Annotated in this window: 4 protein-coding genes; 2 read left to right on the plus strand and 2 right to left on the minus strand. The window is 38.9% G+C overall.

Annotation, left to right across the window (positions count from 1 at the left end):
- Window positions 1–643 (plus strand): TaqI-like C-terminal specificity domain-containing protein (locus Q0257_RS00830; protein WP_298020348.1); only part of this gene is annotated, 643 nt, incomplete at its 5' end.
- The gene (locus Q0257_RS00835) at window positions 633–1,436 is read left to right on the plus strand and encodes a hypothetical protein (protein ID WP_298020351.1); all 804 of its coding nucleotides are present in this window, start codon (window positions 633–635) and stop codon (window positions 1,434–1,436) included. The genes Q0257_RS00830 and Q0257_RS00835, both read left to right, overlap by 11 nt.
- Window positions 1,437–1,484: 48 nt before the next feature.
- Here the strand turns inward: Q0257_RS00835 and Q0257_RS00840 are convergent, their stop codons facing one another.
- Both Q0257_RS00840 and Q0257_RS00845 read right to left on the minus strand, forming a co-directional pair.
- Complete coding sequence (locus Q0257_RS00840) at window positions 1,485–2,096, minus strand: YiiX/YebB-like N1pC/P60 family cysteine hydrolase (protein WP_298020354.1); 612 nt, start codon at window positions 2,094–2,096, stop codon at window positions 1,485–1,487.
- Window positions 2,078–2,461, minus strand: coding sequence for a DUF4878 domain-containing protein (locus tag Q0257_RS00845; RefSeq protein ID WP_298020357.1), 384 nt, complete (start codon window positions 2,459–2,461; stop codon window positions 2,078–2,080). Before Q0257_RS00845 ends, Q0257_RS00840 begins: the two co-directional genes overlap by 19 nt.
- Window positions 2,462–3,004 lie beyond the last annotated feature (543 nt).

Genomic DNA, 3,004 nt, shown 5'->3' on the forward strand with positions numbered 1-3,004 from the left:
AGCTGAATATTATACTAATAGTAAGCTTTTTATAAGGCGTGTAGGAAAAAATTTAGAATGCGTTTTTGACGATAATGGATTTTTTTCCACCCATGTATTGTATGTTGGCATACAAAAAGACAGTTCATTTGGATTAAAGGCAATAATGTGTATTTTGAACTCCACTCTTTTTAACTACCTTTATCAAACATTATTTCCAGCAAAAGGTGATATTTTTCCTGAAATTAGAATAGGTAATCTAAGAAGCTTGCCAATAAATAATAATATAAAAAAGAAGTCCAACGAACTTGAAAGCCTAGGAGAAAAGCTGATGGTTTTGTATTCTAGGCTTGATCAAGAACTTCACAAATTTTATAGTTCTCTAGAACTTGATAATATTTCAAATAAGATTAAAAAATTTTATACTATAAATTTTGATGAGTTTATAAAAGAACTTCAAAAAAGTAAAAAGATTAATTTCAAAAATAAACTAGAAGAAAGAAATTTCAAAGAGCAGTGGCAAGGACTTTTTGAGCGTGATAAAACAATAGCAATAAATTTAGAAAAACAGATATTGCAAATGCAAGCTAATATAGATGAAATAATATTTGATAGTTTTGAACTAGACAAAGATGAAAGAGAGTATATTTTAAATGGTAAATAATACAAATATTGATGATATTATAAAATATATATCTGTCCTAGAACACCAAATAACTTTTAATGTAATTGAGATCCAAACCTCAATAGGCATTTTTAATGTCTTAAAGGTTAATTTTGATTTTAATTCAATTTTAAAATCGATAGTTCAATCATTGATAAAAAGCGAATATACAATGGATGCTAATCAAAATACTTCATCTAGACTGAGATCAAAAAAATTCGATAAGCAGCTAGAAGGTATACTTGGAGAGATAGCAGTAGCTTTATATTTAAAACAGTTCATATCTTGCAAGGAAAAAGGCGGTTGCCCTATTGATGTCATAAGATATGATGATGTTAGACAAGATGGGTTTAAAAGTGGTAAGGGGGAATTTGATATTAAAATTGTAACAAAATCTTTTAAGGAATTCAGATTGGAAATCAGGACATCTGTTAACTATAAATATCCATTAAACGAGGATACACTTAAAAGACTAGATACTATATGCGGGTACACAAATTATAAAAAACAAAACGAGTTAGGTTCTGATTTCTACATAAGGCCACTATTCCAGGTTAAAAACTATGATTTAAATCTTAATCTGGATCATATTCATATATTAGACATGATATTAGATAAAAAAATTGAACTATATATCACTGGTGGAGTAGACCAACAGGTGATTCTAGAAAAGGGAAAAATAAAAACAATGGGGCAAAACAATACTAAATATAACACAGTTGCCATTATTGATGGCTATGATATAAAAACATTAACCAAAACAATTCGGGCTATTATATGTAAAGATGGCTAATCAAGTTTCAAATAATATTAATTTATGCTTAATTAGCGGGTGCGTTTGCTACATAATATCGAAAATTTCGACGCCGCCGTAGTGCCAAAATGCCTTCGGCGCGAGGTATTCGCCGCCTAAAACGGCTAAGCTTAGCTTAAAATATTGCGGAGAAAATTCCGTGATTTTTGAAATTTCCTGCTCGAGTAGCGTCGTACAGTAGAGGTTCGCTTCGCCGCGAGGTCTTAGCGTAAAACTCTCGCCGACGCGCCTAAGTAAAGAAGCGGCGAGGCGCGCCTTTTGTTCTTCACTTAAAAATTTCATCCGCACCGCGCCAAAGTCTCGCGCATGCGCCAAGAACTCCTGCATCGAAACGGCCGCCACGCCGTCTTGCTCGCCTTCGCCCGTTACGGCATGCACCACCAAAAGCGGGCGCTCGCGCACGATCATGCCTACGTGCGAGTATTTAAAATCCGTCGCGGTCGCGATTATGCGGCTGTCGGTGACGTCGCCTAGGCGAAAGACGAGATCGCCCGTGCGTAGGTTTGATAAAATTTCATCCGGTACCCGTAGCGGCTCTTTTGCCGTAGGCGCGCGCGTTAGCGTCCAAAGCTCGCCGAGTCCGCCCAGGGCAAAGATCAGGCAGACGAGAAGCTTTTTGGCTAAAGCGCAACCTTCCATTTGCCGTCTTTTTTGACGAGTTTAACGCTCTCGGTGCGGTTTGTGCCGTTTTTAAAAGACACGGTGACCTTCACGAGCGCCGATTTCTCGTCGCTATTTTGCAGCTCGCCCGAGACGCCTTTTAGCCCGTCGCGCTTGGAGGCCTCCTCCTTGCCGGCACCCGCCATTTGCATTAGTTTGCCGTTTATCATCTGCATAGAGCCGTCGTCCGATCTGTCCTTATCGGGTATGTCGATGATATCAACCAAAGTCTTGGAGTCGCCCTCGTATAGGGCTCTGACGAAGTCCTCGGCCACGCCTTTCGGGTCGCTGCCGCAGCCCGCTAAAACGAATATAGCAATGAGCGCGAGTAGGAATTTTTTCATAAGCTCTCCTCGTAGAAATTTTAAAATTTTATATACAAACAATAAATATTTTTCAAATTCAGATCTTTCTGCTCGGGGGAATTTATACCGCGTTTTGATTTGCGAAAGGGGTATTCGGTCGTGCTTTTGCTGAATTAAAATAGAATTTTGCATTCGAAGGAAAGCTCGTCTTGCCTCGATAAAATTTTATCTTGCCAAAGCGAAATTTTATGGCAGTTTCTGCGAACCGTGCCTTGCGGCACACCACTCAAACGGCGCCCAAACTCATTCGGTAGCGCGCGAGGCAATCTTTACTTGTCGGAACTGAAATTTAGCCGTATTTTGCGGCTAAAATTTTAAAATTTAAATGTCGCTTTCGTGGGATTGCTCGCTTGCGATTTAGCTTTTTGCTGCGACGCTCGCGAAATTATAAACAAATTTTATCTAAATGGGGCTATAATTCAGCAATTTTTCTAAAGGAAAATCATGGAAACTTGGGCGGCTTGGGCGCTTGCATCAGCACTCTTTGCGGCGCTGACCGCGATATTTGCAAAAATCGGGCTT

Source organism: uncultured Campylobacter sp. (assembly GCF_938018035.1).
Lineage (GTDB): Bacteria > Campylobacterota > Campylobacteria > Campylobacterales > Campylobacteraceae > Campylobacter_B.

Excerpts from the sequence above, each read along its gene's own strand:
- Q0257_RS00835 (WP_298020351.1), top strand. The coding sequence starts at position 633 with ATGGTAAATAATACAAATATTGATGATATTATAAAATATATATCTGTC.
- Q0257_RS00840 (WP_298020354.1), bottom strand. The coding sequence starts at position 2,096 with ATGGAAGGTTGCGCTTTAGCCAAAAAGCTTCTCGTCTGCCTGATCTTT.
- Q0257_RS00845 (WP_298020357.1), bottom strand. The coding sequence starts at position 2,461 with ATGAAAAAATTCCTACTCGCGCTCATTGCTATATTCGTTTTAGCGGGC.